Raw genomic sequence first — 12,596 nt, 5'->3', positions numbered from 1 at the left:
ATGAGTGCAAATAACCATATCGACCACGACACCTTGGCAACTCTTCAGGAGGTCATGGAAGATGATTTTCAACACCTTATTGAAACCTTCATTAGCGATTCCAGCCAAAAAATGACAGACATGCAACGGGCGTTAGCGGCCGGACTCAGCGACGAACTAAGGCGTGCGGCGCACAGCTTTAAGGGCAGTAGTAGCAATATTGGTGCTGGCGGTTTGGTTGCTCTTTGTAAGGCCATAGAGGATAAGGCCGCAGTGGCCGACCTTGCCGGAATTGAAATGCAAATTGTTGATTTGCAACAAGAGTTCAATTTAGTGAAAGGTCAACTAGATATATACCTGTAATTTGGCATCCCCCTTGCTACCTCCTATCTAGGTAACTAAATAGTATCTTTAAGCGGCAAAGGTTTGCCGTTTTCACAGGAGATAGCACAAAGATGGCCGACTCAACCAGCATTAGCACTTTACTAGGCTTACAGAGTGCACCGGTTAAAGATCGGGGCGTTCGTCGCCTGGAATCGTCGGGTGATATGTTTGCATCGGTGCTCGACACGACTTCGCTCCGGGTGGCAAGTACCGCAAAACCCAGCGTGCCCTCTAGTTCAAGTGCTTCACCCACGAGGCAGCGCGCCGAAACTGCCTCGGATATAGGTGATCGCGCCGATCTTCACGGCAGGGAAGCGGTAGACCTCGACAGTTCCAACTCCAGTAACAGCGCAGGGGATCGCAGCGCTGATGCTGACAATTTAAACTCTAGCGTCGGCACAGAGCCCCGTAGCGCTGACGCCCGTCCTACTCGAGATCAGGTATCTGAAGAAGCACCGGCAGTGGTTGCTCCAGAGGTCGGGTCTGAAGCTGACACAACGCAAGAGTCTGATGTTATTGCGGGGCAAGGGGAAGACGTTAAGGAGGGGCAGGCTGGTATACAGCCAGCAAGTGCCGATGAAAACGGCCAGGCAACTCTAAATTTTGAGCAGCAAGAGTTACTGGACGCGTTGCCTACAGAGCAAAAAGCTGCCATTAAAGGCCTACCCATTACTGAGCAGGCGGCGTTACTCGATTTAATCATCGCTGAAATCGAGCTTAGCGAACTGTCACCTAATATGGCGGGTTTGCTCGAGGGAAGTACTGCGCAAGCGCTGTTGACTCTGGAGAAGGTGCTCGGCAAATTCGCTCAGCTGTTGGATGAGACTGGCGATGTCGAGCTGGCTTTTGACAAGCTCGAGGTTTTGCTAAACGAGGAGGGTCTACCTGAAGAGCTCGCTCAGGGCGTGCTGGCCGATCTCAAGTCTCTCTTGAATGATGATGGTAGTTTTGATGTGCAGGCGATTCATGCGCAGCTCGCTCAGCTACAACAGGCTTCGCTTACTTTGGCCAATGTCACGACACGTATAAAGCAATTGGCTACGAGCGCGAATGGAGCTTTGGCCGCGAATGGCGGCGGTGTAAAAACGTTTTCGGCGACTCCGTTTGACGGCAGGGGATCGTTTGCAGGCGCCGAATTCGCAGCCGGTGATACTCAAGGTAAAAGTGAGTCAGGCGCTGCTGAAAACTCATCCGTTATTGTCAAGCTGCAGCCCGAGAAATTGGCTGATGGCCTATTGGCTCAGGCTCTCACTGGCAAGGGTAAATTGGTCAGCGAAGCGGCTCAACTGCACAATCTATTTTCGGCGAAATCAGATGTTTCTGGAGATCATCGCCCGGCAGTGAACACGGCGGCTAGTCTGGCACAACTTACCAGTCAGGCGACCCAAGCTTTAGGTCAGGTTAGGGTTCCGGTGGCCCAAGCTCAAGTAACAACCAGTTTCAGCTCGCCAAACTGGGGGCAGGCTGTGAATCAACAGGTCGTATGGCTCGCACAGCAAGGTATTCAATCGGCTGAAATTCGCCTTGACCCTCCAGATCTTGGGCCGCTGCACGTAAAGGTCACCATTAACAATGATCAGGCGCAAGTGAGTTTTACCAGTCATCAGGCTGTAGTTAGGGAAGCGCTGGATCAAAGTGCCCATCGGTTGCGTGAAATGCTGGCTGAGCAAGGAATGACCCAGGTTGATGTTGGCGTTTCGGGCGAAGAGGAGAAATGGGCCGATCAACATGGCGGTGAGAACGGCAGTGGCGGTGCAAACGACAGTGCCGGCGATGAAGAAGGTGAATTCGGCTCATCGGCCACCACAATTGCCACTACTGGTGTGGGTTTAATTGATCATTATGCTTAAGTGAGCTGGCTTTCTCGTTGTCCCTGTCCCGGCGGTTCGTTACACTTCTACCTTAAATCAAGGCCGTGCCGATGGCACGGCCTTTGCTGTTCTATAGTTATAAGACCAAAGCTTATTGGATGTGACGGTAAATTGACATGGCTGATGAAGAGCTAGAGCAAGAAGACAATGAGGAAGAGGGGCAAGAGAAGCCTTCTGGTGGCAAAAAAAAATGGATAATCATTGCCCTGGTGGTACTGCTGCTGGTCGGCGCTTCGGTAGGAGGAACCTTATTCTTATTGGGTTTCTTTGACGATCCGGAGGTGTCGGCCGAGGGTGAAGCAGTCGAGGAGGTGGTAGAAGAGGAGCCTGAGATTCAACCGGCAATTTATTACCCTATGAAACCGGAGTTTACGACTAATTATGAAGTCCGCGGTCGTCAGCGTTATATGCAGCTTCATGTCACATTAATGCTGCGGGATAACACTGTCGTGACCGACCTGGAATTACATATGCCGGCCCTTCGCAACGCGGTGGTCATGTTGCTACGAAACCAAGATTATGAAGAATTGCAGACAGCCGAAGGCAAAGAATTGTTGCGCCAGCAGGCGTTGTTAAAGATACAAGATGTACTGGAAGACGAAATTGGTCAGCCTGGAATAGAGCAGGTTTTGTTTACCAACTTGGTATTGCAATAGAGGCATAATCGTGCAGGACTTACTTACCCAGGATGAAATCGACGCGCTTCTTCACGGTGTGGATGATGGCGATATTGATACCGAGGGCGATGGTGATCCCGGTGCGGTCAGATCCTATGACTTAACCAGTCAGGATCGCATCGTACGAGGTCGGATGCCGACTCTGGAAATGATTAACGAGCGTTTTGCCCGCTATACCCGAATTAGTATGTTTAACATGCTTAGACGTACAGCCGATGTTTCGGTAGGGGGTATTCAGATTCAAAAATTCGGCGAGTATGTTCACACTCTTTATGTACCAACCAGCTTGAATATGGTTAAGTTTCGGCCGTTGCGGGGCACCGCGTTGGTCATCCTCGATGCGCGCCTGGTTTTTAAGTTGGTGGATAATTTTTTTGGCGGCGATGGGCGACATGCCAAAATTGAGGGGCGCGAATTTACCCCCACCGAATTGCGTGTTGTACAAATGGTACTGAACCAAGTGTTTGTCGATCTCGGTGAGGCATGGAAGGCTGTCATGCCCATTGAGTTTGAATACATAAACTCTGAGGTTAACCCGTCTCTGGCAAATATTGTCAGCCCCAGTGAGGTGGTGGTCGTTAGTACGTTCCATATCGAACTCGACGGTGGTGGTGGCGAGCTGCATCTGACAATTCCATATTCAATGATTGAGCCGATTCGCGAGGTTCTGGATGCTGGCTTGCAAAGTGACAGCGATGAACAAGACGAACGTTGGGTCAAAGCTTTGCGCGAAGACGTGTTGTCGGCCGCAGTGGAACTAGAATGTGAACTGGTTAATCGGGAAATAACACTTCGTGACATTGTTGATTTGGAGGCGGGCGATGTAATCCCCATTGAGTGGCCTGATCAGCACATAATGACGGCCAATGGCGTCCCGGTATTCCGAACGCAATTGGGGCAGCATCGAGGCAATCTATCTTTGAAAATTAATGATTTTATCGATCACAGCAATGCATACAATATAACGGCAGCAGAAGGGGGTTCACGTGGCAAATGATGACGATACCAATCCTGGTGAGGATGCCGACGTAGATCAGGATGCTATGGCCGATGAGTGGGCTGCTGCGATGCAAGAGCAAGTGGCTACTGATGAGGGAGAAGTGGACGTCGACGACGTACTCGCTCAGGCCGAGGCAGAAGCGAACCCGATGGGTTTGGATGAGTTGAAAAATGAAGGTGCCCCGCGTGAGCTAGGTCCCGAGCTTGATCTCATCCTCGATATTCCGGTCAGTATCTCAATGGAGGTTGGAAGTACGTCAATTACTATTCGCAACCTTCTGCAGTTGAATCAAGGTTCGGTCATTGAGCTGGATCGACTGGCGGGTGAACCATTAGATGTTAAAGTTAACGGCACATTAATCGCTCATGGAGAAGTGGTGGTGGTCAATGAAAAATTCGGTATCCGTATGACCGATGTTATCAGTCCATCAGAACGTATTAAAAAGCTGCGCTAAATGAGAACTTATGTTTTTGGTACGATTATATGGGGTCTTAGCTCAGCGACAATAGCGCAAGAGGCAGGAAATACCGCGGTAAAAGTAGGGGTAGGGTCCGGTCAATTATTGACGGTTTTGTTGTCCCTGTGTTTGGTTGTCGCGATCATCTTTGTACTGTCTTGGCTCGTCCGCCGCATTGGTATGGGTGGTGGTTTTATGGCCCGCTCAGCACCGATTAAAGTAACTGCTAGCATGGCTCTGGGCACTCGCGAGCGGTTAGTCGTGGTAGAAGTCGGTGGAAAACATTTGCTGCTCGGGGTAACCGCACAATCGATACAGCTGCTACAAGAGTTTGACGAGCCGATCACTTCGATGAGTTCGGACGTTAGCGGCGCTTTCAGTGAAAAATTGGCTGCCGTTATGTCAGGGAGAGGTTCCGACATTGGGCAAAGTTCCAAAGGAGAAAGCAAAAGTGGCGCTGATGATTAGTCGTCGATATTTGTTTTCAATGGTGGGTTTGGTTTTGCTCGTGCTAGCTGCAATGGCGGCGCCTGCTTTTGCCCAACCGGCTGATGATACTCTCACTCCCGGTGAAAATGTCGCTGAGTTAGTGACGTCTCCCGGTTCACTACCCGCCATTCCCGGTTTACCTGCTTTTACGGTTCAGACGAACGCGGATGGAGAGCAAGAGTATACGGTAACGTTGCAGATTCTTGCCATTATGACAATGCTGACTTTCCTGCCAGCGTTGCTCATGATGATGACGTCTTTCACTCGAATTATTATTGTTTTTGCCATCCTTCGGCAGGCGTTAGGCCTGCAGCAGTCACCCTCCAATCAAATATTGATTGGTCTATCCTTGTTTTTGACGCTTTTTATAATGAAGCCTGTTTTTGAGGAGGTTAACGTCAACGCGTTGCAGCCTTACTTAAACAGCGAAATCGCGGCTCAGCAGGCGTTGGCTGAAGCCTCCCGACCTTTTCATCAGTTTATGTTGGCGCAGACTCGCGAGAGTGATATCCAGTTATTTGTTGGTATTGCCGGTAACGTCGAAATTCAAACGCCGGAAGATACGCCATTTTCCATTCTGGTTCCCGCTTTTGTCACCAGTGAGCTGAAAACAGCGTTTCAAATAGGATTTATTATCTTTATTCCGTTTCTGGTGATTGATATCGTTGTTGCCAGTGTGCTTATGGCGATGGGTATGATGATGTTGTCCCCACTCATCGTTTCGTTACCATTTAAGTTGATGCTGTTTGTTCTGGTGGATGGTTGGGCTATGATCATTGGCACATTAGCGGCGAGTTTTGGTGTGTAACGGTTGAGACGACTATGACTCCAGAAATAGCGCTCAGTTTATTTGCCGATGGTCTTTACCTCACGGTTATAATGGTATTGATCATTGTGGGGCCAAGTTTGGTGGTCGGGTTGGTTGTGAGCATGTTCCAGGCCGCCACTCAGATTAATGAGCAAACTTTGAGCTTCTTGCCGCGCCTGATTGTCATGTTAATTACCATTATGATTGTAGGGCCTTGGCTTGTGTCTGAGCTCAGCGATCTGTTTAACCGGCTATTTAACAGCATTCCAAATCTGATCGGGTAGACTGTGCAGGAACTTGTCCTAAACACAGACCAGCTCATGCAGTTTATTGGGCAATATCTTTGGCCATTCATAAGAATAGGGGCCATGTTTATGGCTGCCCCGGTAATTGGGGCCAGAACGGTAACCCCCAGAGTTCGTGTGTTGTTGGCTCTATTCGTTACAATTCTCGTAAGTCCAATGATCGAGATCCCCTCCGGCGTCGACATTCTAAGTGTCAACTCATTTATGATGGTGGCTAACGAGGCTTTGATAGGTTTGGCTTTAGGGTTTAGCTTTCAGGTGGTTTTACATATATTTGTGCTTGCAGGTCAGCTTATTGCAATGAAAATGGGGTTGGGTTTTGCCTCCATGAATGACCCAAGTAACGGCATCACGGTCACGGTTTTGTCTCAGTTCTACTTGCTTCTTTCGACAATACTGTTTTTGATATTTGATGGTCATTTGTTAATGATTGCGCTAATAGTGGAGAGTTTTAGCAGCTTCCCTATTGGTGGAGCCGGGTTCGGTTCAGAGCAGTTTATTCAAATTGCGAGTATGGGGAGTTGGATGTTCAGCGCTGCACTGGTCGTTGTTCTACCGCTTTTTACCGCCATGCTGGTTATTAATATGGCATTCGGAATAATGAACCGATCTGCGCCGCAAATTAACGTTTTTACGGTTGGTTTTCCGATTACATTGATATTTGGTCTACTGTTTATGTGGCTGAGTTTGATTGTTTTTTTACCCTATTTTGAGCGAGTGTTTGATACGGCGGGATTATTTGGACGCTCTCTTATGAGGTTGCCCTGATGGCGGAAGATAATGACAGCAGTCAGGAGAAGACGGAAGAACCCTCAGCGCGAAAACTTGAAAAAGCGCGTGAAGACGGACAAATTCCACGCTCACGGGATCTAACCACAACATTTATATTACTCGCCGGGGCGCTAGGTCTCTACGTTTTTGGTTTTTTTATCAGTAGTCGGATAGTTGCACTTACTAATCGTAATTTGACGTTGAGTCGAGCGGAAGTATTCGACACCAATGCCATGATTATTCATTTGGCCAGCTCTTTCTACGAAGGTCTGCTTGCAATAGCTCCTTTTCTTGGGGTGCTTTTGATTGCGTCAATTGTTGGCCCTATTGCACTGGGTGGTTGGATGCTAAGCGCCAAAGCAATGGCACCTAAGTTCAATCGTATGAATCCTCTCGCCGGCTTGAAACGAATGTTCTCGGTCAAGGCCTTAGTGGAGTTGGCGAAATCTATCGGTAAAGTGGCCGTGGTGATGGCAGTCGCGATTGTTGCACTGATGATCTGGCAGCAAGATATGATGCAGCTTGCTGCGCTTGAAACCAATGTGGCAATTGTTGAGTCACTGCTAATTAGTGGCTTTACAACGATAGCCATGGCCGCGGTAACCATATTGATCGCGGCTATCGATGTTCCGTTTCAGATTTGGGATCATTCAAAGAAGCTCAAAATGTCGCGTCAAGAATTAAAAGATGAGCATAAAGATACAGAGGGAAAGCCGGAAGTAAAAGGGCGTATCCGCCAACTACAGCGAGAGATCGCCCAACGCCGAATGATGTCTCAGGTCCCTGACGCCGATGTCGTGATCACCAACCCGACCCATTTTGCGGTTGCCTTGAAATATGACCCGGCAACTATGGCAACACCTGTGCTGTTAGCAAAAGGGGGCGATCAGGTGGCATTCCGAATCCGTGAAATAGCGAAAAATAACAAGATTGATATTGTTGAGTCACCGGTGTTGGCCAGGGCAATCTTTCATTCTTCTGAGGTTGATGAAGAAATCCCCGCGGGCTTATACATGGCGGTTGCGCAGGTACTGGCGTACGTGTTTGGGCTGCGCAATTATCGACGGGGTAAAGGCGAGAAACCGGCCTTTCCTCGTGACCTCAATGTTCCACGCGATATGCGTTACGATTGATGAGGGCTGAATGAGAAGTGAACAATACGCCTGCGTGGCAATCATTGCCGGTGAATTTGTAGGGTTATTTTAGAATACTGCCGCTAGTTTTGTCGCTTGGGTACGGTTCTTGCGACAGTAGGTAAAAACAACCACCGAGTGTCAAAAAACCGTACCAATATGGCAATATCTTTAGGGCAGTTCAGCAAAGCTGACGGAAAGTCGGCCTTAGATCAAATCAAGACCTTCGGTGGTGGCAATATCGGTATTCCGCTATTGCTGGTCATGCTTTTGGGTATGATGATTTTGCCCTTGCCCGCATTCATGTTGGATGCTTTCTTTTCTTTCAATATTGCGCTCTCCATTGTCGTTTTATTAGTTGGGGTCTATGCGCTGCGGCCATTGGATTTTGCCGCCTTTCCAACCATCTTGCTTGTTGCCACTTTGCTACGACTTGCTCTTAATGTTGCCTCTACCCGGGTGGTGCTGCTCAACGGCCATGAGGGCGGTGATGCCGCTGGCAAGGTGATTCAGGCCTTTGGTGAAGTGGTGATTGGCGGCAACTATGCTGTGGGCCTGGTGGTTTTCTTAATTCTGATGATCATTAACTTTGTGGTGGTCACTAAAGGTGCCGGGCGCATATCGGAGGTGAGTGCCCGATTTACCCTCGATGCAATGCCCGGTAAGCAAATGGCGATTGATGCTGACTTGAACGCGGGGCTTATAGATCAGGATGAAGCGAAGCAGCGCCGTGAGGATGTGGCTAGCGAAGCGGATTTTTACGGCGCGATGGACGGTGCCAGTAAATTTGTTCGCGGTGATGCAATCGCCGGCATCATGATTTTAGCCATAAACATCATCGGTGGTTTGGGGATAGGCATGGCCCAGCATGACCTGGAATTTGCCGATGCGCTGCAAAAGTATATTTTGCTCACCATAGGTGACGGCTTGGTGGCACAGATCCCGTCTTTGATGCTATCGACCGCAACCGCAATATTGGTTACTCGGGTCAACACCTCGCAGGATATGCGCTCGCAAGTACTTTCACAGATGTTTGAGTCGCCTAAAGCTCTGATGATCGCGGCAGGCATTCTCTTCATTATGGGCGTGATTCCCGGTATGCCACACGTCGCCTTTTTGGGCTTGGCCATTATTTGTGCGGCTCTATCTTACTATATTCACTGGCGTAAGCAGCAGCCAGAGCCAGTAGAGGATAACTATATACCCAGCGGACGTGGTGCGTCTCGCCCGCCTGCTCCACAGGCGACAGGCCAGGTCGCGCCATCACCCGCATCAACCGGTGCGGCGGCTTTACCGCCGGCGGAAAACATCGAGTTAGGCTGGGATGATGTCCAGCCCGTTGATGTCATAGGGCTAGAGGTAGGCTACCGGTTGATTCCAATGGTGGATAAGAATCAGGGCGGCACCTTACTCGGCAGAATCAAGGGGGTTCGGAAAAAGTTGTCGCAAGAAATGGGCTTTTTGGTTCCGACGGTTCACATACGCGACAATCTGGAGCTGGCACCTAACGCCTACCGCTTGAGTTTGATGGGGGTAACCGTTGCCGAGGCAGAGGTGCATCCGGACCGCGAGCTGGCAATCAACCCTGGTCAGGTGTTCGGCGATATTGAGGGTATTAAAACCAAAGATCCGGCCTTCGGCCTAGACGCCATCTGGATCAGCGCAGGGCAGAAGGAGCAGGCACAAACACTGGGGTATACAGTGGTTGATGCCAGTACCGTTATCGCTACGCATCTGAACCATATCCTGCAGGACAATATTCACGAGCTGATTGGACATGAGGATGTGCAAAAACTGCTCGATATGCTGGAGAAGTCATCTCCCCGGTTAGTGGAGGAGTTGGTTCCCAACACCGTGAGTCTGAACGTCCTGTTAAAAGTGCTGCAGAACTTGCTCAAGGAGCGTGTTGCGATTAGGGACATACGATCAATCGCCGAAGCTTTGGCGGGGGTGGGGGGAAAGAGTCAAGATCCCGCCGCGTTGACGGCTGCCGCTCGTGTCGCCTTAGGGCGGCAGATTATTCAAAGCATCAATGGTACCGCGGCTGAGCTGCCTGTTATCACCTTACACCCACAACTGGAACAATTGTTGCTGGGAACTGTTCAGCAAGCACAAAAAGCTGGCGCTGACGATAGCGCTTTTGTCGAACCTGGCTTGGCGGAGAAGTTACAGCGATCAATATCCGAGGTGGCGCAAAAACAAGAAATGGCAGGTAAGCCTGCAGTACTTTTGGTGGCTGCGCCACTGCGCAATATGCTCGCTAAGTTTTGCCGGCACAGTGCTCACGATATTCACGTACTGGCGTACACCGAAATACCGGATAACAAGCAAATTACCATCGATGCCTCGGTTAGCGCTGACGGTTGAGAATGAAGTAGGAGACAGACATGAAGGCAAAAAGGTTTGTAGCCAAAGACATGCGTCGTGCCCTTGAAATGGTTCGTCAGAACCTAGGTGAGGATGCGGTAATACTCTCTACCCGGCGCGTCAGGGAGGGCGTTGAAATACTTGCCAGTAGCGAGACAGCTGCACAGGGTGATGCATCGCCGCAAGTGGCATCTTCGACACCGGCATATTCTGACTCACTATTCCCCGATCAGGCCCATAAAGCGGGTAAAAACTCACAACAAATATTGGCTGACATTGAACTGGCCAGCCGTCGCTTAGCGGCGCGGCAATCCGTTGACGAATCAGCCGACGAATTTCTCGGTGAGCGCCAGGTGGTCAATGCTGGCATTCGTGTGCCTGCGCCCCGGTTAGACGCGGCTCCTACAGTGGCACCAGAGCAATATTTGGATAATACGGTTAAGTTTCAGAGCGCTGCGGAGCGATATGGCTTGTTGAGCGATGATGCTTTTGACGAGCCCACCGCAGACACTGCTGTGGAGCATTCGGGCAGCCAGGAAATAGCCCACCTGCAAGAAGAGATATTGCAAATGCGCCAGCTGCTTGAGGATAAGTTGGCTATCTTTGCTCCCATGCCTCCCGGCCGCGCGGCTTCTGGCTCGTCTTCGGGCAGTATCGTGCAGCGTTTGCAGTCCATGGGGTTCTCTGAGCGGGTCACTCAGGCATTGATGAAGAGACCTCTTAAAAACCGCCTGGTAGCGAAAGCATGGCCTGAGGCTATGGCTCGTTTGGCTAAGGCGATACCGGTTTGCGGCGAAGACGTCACAGCGAAGGGCGGAATATTCGCCTTTGTCGGCCCAACGGGAGCGGGCAAAACCACAACGGTGGCAAAGTTGGCGGCACGCTATGTGATGCGACACGGAGCTGACAAGGTAGCTCTCGTTACCACCGACACCCATCGTTTGGCCGCTCACGATCAGTTGCGCTCGCTCGCCAGTATTTTGAACGTACCCCTACGCGTTGTGGACGAGCACAATGCATTGCCCCAGGTGTTGCGCAGCTTGCGCAATGTAGAGCTGGTCTTGATTGATACCGCCGGCTTGCGCCATGGCGACCCGGCTCTCAAACAGCAAATGCAAGCACTTTCGCAGATTCCCAGAGTGCAGAGTTTTGTCGTCTTGCCGGCCAATAGCCAGGCGCAGATGCTCAAAGCGTCACTGCATGCGTACAGCGGTGCCGAGCTGAAAGGCTGCATCTTGTCTAAACTGGATGAAACCGCCAGTATAGGGGAGGCGGTTGATTGTGCCATACAGGCTAAGCTGCCAATAGCCTATACTACTGATGGGCAGGATATTCCCGATGATATCACTGTTGCCAAAGGGCCAAATATTTTGAGCCGTGCAGCCAGCTTGGTCAGTAGCGTTCGGCAAAAGCACAGGGTAACGCGCTAGTGGGGCAGAACAAAAATTGGATGGATAGTCTAGCCAGTATAATAGGCTTCACGTGTATGGAGCCGGCGGAGAGAGAGTTGCAATGAGTCAAAATCGCCCTGTTCAGGTAATTGCTGTATCCGGTGGTAAAGGCGGAGTCGGTAAGAGCAATATTTCGGTGAATTTAAGTGTGGCCTTGGCTCAGTTGCGACGTCGGGTCGTTTTACTCGATGCCGACTTGGGTTTGGCAAATGTCGATGTACTACTCGGCATTTCTCCTAAGTTCACGCTGGCGGACGTATTATCCGGCACGTGTGATTTGGAGGATGTCTTAGTCACCGGGCCCGCTGGCATTAAGATAGTACCTGCTGCCTCAGGTGTGCAGAAAATGGCTGAGCTAAGTCCGCAAGAACACGCTGGGTTGATTTCTGCATTCAGTGATTTGAGCGATCAGGTGGACGTGCTGGTTATCGATACCGCAGCGGGTATTTCCGATACTGTGGTCAGTTTTACCCGGGCTGCGAATGAAGTGATTGTTGTCGTTTGCGACGAGCCCTCGTCGATCACCGATGCCTACGCCCTGATTAAGCTACTGAATAAAGAACATGGCGTTCAGCGTTTTCGTGTGGTGGCAAATATGACGCGTTCTGCGACAGAAGGGCAGATGATGTACGCTAAGCTTAATGCCGTATGTGAGCGTTTTCTCGACGTGACGCTACAGTATGTCGGCCAGGTGCCGTTCGACGAAACGGTTCGCAAAGCCGTGCAAAAACAAAAGGCATTGCTTGAGTTCGCCCCGAACTGTAAAGCGGCGCAAGCGGTGCGCCAATTGGCCAATTCGGTGGATAACTGGCCGCTACCATCCGCGCCGACAGGCAAACTAGAATTCTTCGTGGAGCGACTGCTCCAGGCAAGTGGGTCGGGGTATTGACCGATGAACGCGGCA

The 12,596-nt window shown here is 50.5% G+C and carries 13 protein-coding genes; all 13 read left to right on the top strand.

Going from position 1 to position 12,596, the window contains the following annotated elements; all coding sequences use genetic code 11:
• A complete protein-coding gene (locus QWI17_RS04290; RefSeq protein ID WP_302721273.1) occupies nucleotides 1-342 on the top strand; it encodes an Hpt domain-containing protein in 342 nt (113 codons plus the stop codon).
• Nucleotides 343-434: 92 nt separating this feature from the next.
• Nucleotides 435-2,213 (top strand): flagellar hook-length control protein FliK, encoded by a 1,779-nt coding sequence (locus tag QWI17_RS04285; RefSeq protein ID WP_302721272.1) that lies wholly within the window; start codon nucleotides 435-437, stop codon nucleotides 2,211-2,213.
• A gap of 137 nt (nucleotides 2,214-2,350) precedes the next feature.
• Nucleotides 2,351-2,890, top strand: coding sequence for a flagellar basal body-associated FliL family protein (locus QWI17_RS04280; protein ID WP_302721271.1), 540 nt, complete (start codon nucleotides 2,351-2,353; stop codon nucleotides 2,888-2,890).
• Nucleotides 2,891-2,900: 10 nt separating this feature from the next.
• Complete coding sequence (gene fliM / locus QWI17_RS04275; RefSeq protein ID WP_370659578.1) at nucleotides 2,901-3,908, top strand: flagellar motor switch protein FliM; 1,008 nt, start codon at nucleotides 2,901-2,903, stop codon at nucleotides 3,906-3,908.
• Between the two features lie 46 nt (nucleotides 3,909-3,954).
• Complete coding sequence (fliN, locus tag QWI17_RS04270; protein ID WP_302721361.1) at nucleotides 3,955-4,365, top strand: flagellar motor switch protein FliN; 411 nt, start codon at nucleotides 3,955-3,957, stop codon at nucleotides 4,363-4,365.
• Complete coding sequence (fliO, locus tag QWI17_RS04265; protein WP_302721270.1) at nucleotides 4,366-4,836, top strand: flagellar biosynthetic protein FliO; 471 nt, start codon at nucleotides 4,366-4,368, stop codon at nucleotides 4,834-4,836. It abuts the gene before it with no gap.
• Complete coding sequence (gene fliP, locus QWI17_RS04260) at nucleotides 4,829-5,665, top strand: flagellar type III secretion system pore protein FliP (protein ID WP_302721360.1); 837 nt, start codon at nucleotides 4,829-4,831, stop codon at nucleotides 5,663-5,665. The genes fliO and fliP overlap by 8 nt, the downstream gene beginning before the upstream one ends.
• 14 nt (nucleotides 5,666-5,679) lie before the next feature.
• The gene (gene fliQ / locus QWI17_RS04255) at nucleotides 5,680-5,949 is read left to right on the top strand and encodes a flagellar biosynthesis protein FliQ (RefSeq protein WP_302721269.1); all 270 of its coding nucleotides are present in this window, start codon (nucleotides 5,680-5,682) and stop codon (nucleotides 5,947-5,949) included.
• Nucleotides 5,950-5,985: 36 nt separating this feature from the next.
• Nucleotides 5,986-6,738: a flagellar biosynthetic protein FliR gene (fliR, locus tag QWI17_RS04250; RefSeq protein WP_302721359.1), complete on the top strand. Its 753-nt coding sequence runs from the start codon at nucleotides 5,986-5,988 to the stop codon at nucleotides 6,736-6,738.
• A complete protein-coding gene (gene flhB / locus QWI17_RS04245) occupies nucleotides 6,738-7,874 on the top strand; it encodes a flagellar biosynthesis protein FlhB (protein ID WP_302721268.1) in 1,137 nt (378 codons plus the stop codon). Before fliR ends, flhB begins: the two co-directional genes overlap by 1 nt.
• Before the next feature lie 159 nt (nucleotides 7,875-8,033).
• Nucleotides 8,034-10,241 carry a flagellar biosynthesis protein FlhA gene (gene flhA / locus QWI17_RS04240; protein WP_302721358.1) on the top strand — a complete coding sequence of 736 codons (2,208 nt, stop codon included), beginning with the start codon at nucleotides 8,034-8,036 and terminating at the stop codon, nucleotides 10,239-10,241.
• A 20-nt stretch (nucleotides 10,242-10,261) separates the two neighbouring features.
• The gene (flhF, locus tag QWI17_RS04235) at nucleotides 10,262-11,671 is read left to right on the top strand and encodes a flagellar biosynthesis GTPase FlhF (protein ID WP_302721267.1); all 1,410 of its coding nucleotides are present in this window, start codon (nucleotides 10,262-10,264) and stop codon (nucleotides 11,669-11,671) included.
• An 82-nt stretch (nucleotides 11,672-11,753) separates the two neighbouring features.
• Entirely contained in the window at nucleotides 11,754-12,581 is an 828-nt protein-coding gene (locus QWI17_RS04230) for a MinD/ParA family protein (RefSeq protein WP_302721266.1), read from the top strand.
• The last annotated feature ends 15 nt before the right edge of the window (nucleotides 12,582-12,596 follow it).

The organism is Gilvimarinus gilvus, from assembly GCF_030518155.1.
Taxonomy (GTDB): domain Bacteria; phylum Pseudomonadota; class Gammaproteobacteria; order Pseudomonadales; family Cellvibrionaceae; genus Gilvimarinus; species Gilvimarinus gilvus.
The sequence above is the reverse complement of the archived record's forward strand: the minus strand, read 5'-3'. Positions and strand labels throughout refer to the sequence as shown.

Excerpts from the sequence above, each read along its gene's own strand:
- QWI17_RS04290 (WP_302721273.1), top strand. The coding sequence starts at position 1 with ATGAGTGCAAATAACCATATCGACCACGACACCTTGGCAACTCTTCAG.
- QWI17_RS04285 (WP_302721272.1), top strand. The coding sequence starts at position 435 with ATGGCCGACTCAACCAGCATTAGCACTTTACTAGGCTTACAGAGTGCA.
- QWI17_RS04280 (WP_302721271.1), top strand. The coding sequence starts at position 2,351 with ATGGCTGATGAAGAGCTAGAGCAAGAAGACAATGAGGAAGAGGGGCAA.
- fliN (WP_302721361.1), top strand. The coding sequence starts at position 3,955 with ATGGCCGATGAGTGGGCTGCTGCGATGCAAGAGCAAGTGGCTACTGAT.
- fliO (WP_302721270.1), top strand. The coding sequence starts at position 4,366 with ATGAGAACTTATGTTTTTGGTACGATTATATGGGGTCTTAGCTCAGCG.
- fliP (WP_302721360.1), top strand. The coding sequence starts at position 4,829 with ATGATTAGTCGTCGATATTTGTTTTCAATGGTGGGTTTGGTTTTGCTC.
- fliQ (WP_302721269.1), top strand. The coding sequence starts at position 5,680 with ATGACTCCAGAAATAGCGCTCAGTTTATTTGCCGATGGTCTTTACCTC.
- fliR (WP_302721359.1), top strand. The coding sequence starts at position 5,986 with ATGCAGTTTATTGGGCAATATCTTTGGCCATTCATAAGAATAGGGGCC.
- flhB (WP_302721268.1), top strand. The coding sequence starts at position 6,738 with ATGGCGGAAGATAATGACAGCAGTCAGGAGAAGACGGAAGAACCCTCA.
- flhA (WP_302721358.1), top strand. The coding sequence starts at position 8,034 with ATGGCAATATCTTTAGGGCAGTTCAGCAAAGCTGACGGAAAGTCGGCC.
- flhF (WP_302721267.1), top strand. The coding sequence starts at position 10,262 with ATGAAGGCAAAAAGGTTTGTAGCCAAAGACATGCGTCGTGCCCTTGAA.
- QWI17_RS04230 (WP_302721266.1), top strand. The coding sequence starts at position 11,754 with ATGAGTCAAAATCGCCCTGTTCAGGTAATTGCTGTATCCGGTGGTAAA.